The sequence below is a fragment of the Amycolatopsis sp. SID8362 genome, assembly GCF_010550475.1.
Classification (GTDB): Bacteria; Actinomycetota; Actinomycetes; order Mycobacteriales; family Pseudonocardiaceae; genus Amycolatopsis; species Amycolatopsis eburnea.
Window position 1 is genome coordinate 1 of the sequence record NZ_JAAGNB010000844.1, and the last position, 1496, is coordinate 1496.

Below are 1496 nucleotides of genomic sequence, written 5' to 3' on the forward strand. Positions count from 1 at the left end.
CGGCCCGGTGGCGGCGCTCCGATCGGCCGCCGCGGCCGCGGCCAGCGCGGCGTCGCGGTCGGTGACGACGACGGCGTTGAGGTCGTCGCCCTCGATGCGGGCGAGCAGCCCCTCGGTGAGTTCGCGCGACGACAGCGCGCCGCGGCGGATGCCGGCGGCCACCTCGGTGGCGGTGCGGAAGAACGTCATGCGTCCGGGATAGGACCTCACACGGTGTCAGGGTCAAGGGATCGGGGTAGTTGGCAGGTGATCGCCGTCCGAGCCGCGGACGGCGCCTGGTGGAGGGATGTCCGATGCCGATCTCAGCGACCGCGCCCCCGGTGGCGCCCGAGCCGGTCCGGCCCGACCCCGAGCTCCCCGAGCCGGTGCCGGCCGATCCGGAGCCCGGCGTGCCGGTGCCGGACCCCTTGCCGCCCGAGCCGGAACCCGGTCCCGAGTGAGCATGTAAATCAGATCATATGAGTCTCGTATGATTTGGTGTACGGTCGGGGCATGACAACAGCGCAGAGCTACCGCCGGATGGTCAACGCCGGCAACAAGATCGTGGTCGGGCTGCAGCGGCTCGGCGTCGCCTTCGGCCCGATGCAGCTGCTCACCGTGCCCGGACGGCGCACCGGCGTCCCGCGCACGTTCCCCGTCGCGGTGCTCCCCATCGACGGGCACCGCTACATCTTCCAGGCCTACCCGAAGGCGGCCTGGGTGGCGAACGTCCGGGCCGCGGCGGCGGTCACGCTCACCCGGGGCCGCCGGACGTCCACCGCGCGGCTGGCCGAACTGCCCGTCGAGGAGCGGCGGCCGGTCCTGCGGAAACTGGTCGAAACGAGCCCGCCGAGCGTGGGCAAGCGGTTCGTGACGACCGGGCTGGCCGAAGCGCCGACGCCGGACGGGGTCGCCGCGGCGGCGGACCGCATCGCGGTCTTCCGCGTCGAAGCGGCCTAATCGCGTTCCAAAGCGCGCAGGAGCCGCTCGGCGGCGGCGCGGGCGGCCGTGCCCGGGCGGATCGTGCGCTCGCCGCCGGGCTGCGTCGCCGGTGCGCCGGCGAGCAGTTCCACCAGTGCGACGGCGAGTTCGCGCACCTTGACGTTGGACTCCTGGCTCGCCCGGCGCAGGGTGGTCCAAGCTTCGTCGGGGTCGCAGCGCCGCAGGGCGATGACGATTCCCTTGGCCTCCTCCAGCGCGGCCCGCGACTGCAGGAGGTCCAGCATCTGGTTCATCCGGTCCGGGTGGGCGGCTTCGGTGACGACGAACGCCACGGCGGCGAGCCGTTCGTGGCGGCGCAGGACGTCCAGCGTCTGCTCGGTGGCCGGGCGGTCGAGCGCCACGGACAGCACCAGGGTGCCGTCGGCTTCCCAGGTCACGGGCAGCGCCGCCACCCCGCGCACGCGCGGCCAGTCCGCGGCCGAGCCGGGGTGGTGCTCGATCAGCCCGCTCAGCGTGAGCGACGGCCAGCGTTCGTCGGCGCAGACGTCGGCGGTCACGACCGGCCGGCCGGTGCG

General features: G+C 74.1%; 3 protein-coding genes and 1 pseudogene. 2 read left to right on the forward strand and 2 right to left on the reverse strand.

The window, feature by feature from the left end:
* Positions 1 to 189 (reverse strand): annotated as a pseudogene (locus G3I65_RS26395) (hypothetical protein); the annotation flags it as partial.
* Between the two features lie 104 nt (positions 190 to 293).
* Between G3I65_RS26395 and G3I65_RS26400 the strand changes: the two are divergent.
* Entirely contained in the window at positions 294 to 440 is a 147-nt protein-coding gene (locus tag G3I65_RS26400; RefSeq protein WP_160698501.1) for a hypothetical protein, read from the forward strand.
* A 52-nt stretch (positions 441 to 492) separates the two neighbouring features.
* Entirely contained in the window at positions 493 to 939 is a 447-nt protein-coding gene (locus G3I65_RS26405) for a nitroreductase family deazaflavin-dependent oxidoreductase (protein ID WP_239071458.1), read from the forward strand.
* On the opposite strand, the gene G3I65_RS26410 is transcribed toward G3I65_RS26405, so the two are convergent.
* Positions 936 to 1496, reverse strand: a 561-nt coding sequence (locus G3I65_RS26410; protein ID WP_160698502.1) for an ANTAR domain-containing protein, incomplete at its 5' end; no start/stop codon positions are given. The genes G3I65_RS26405 and G3I65_RS26410 overlap by 4 nt on opposite strands.

What these genes read in the sequence shown, in the direction of transcription:
- G3I65_RS26405 (WP_239071458.1), top strand. Translation starts at nt 493, where the DNA reads ATGACAACAGCGCAGAGCTACCGCCGGATGGTCAACGCCGGCAACAAG.
- G3I65_RS26400 (WP_160698501.1), top strand. Translation starts at nt 294, where the DNA reads ATGCCGATCTCAGCGACCGCGCCCCCGGTGGCGCCCGAGCCGGTCCGG.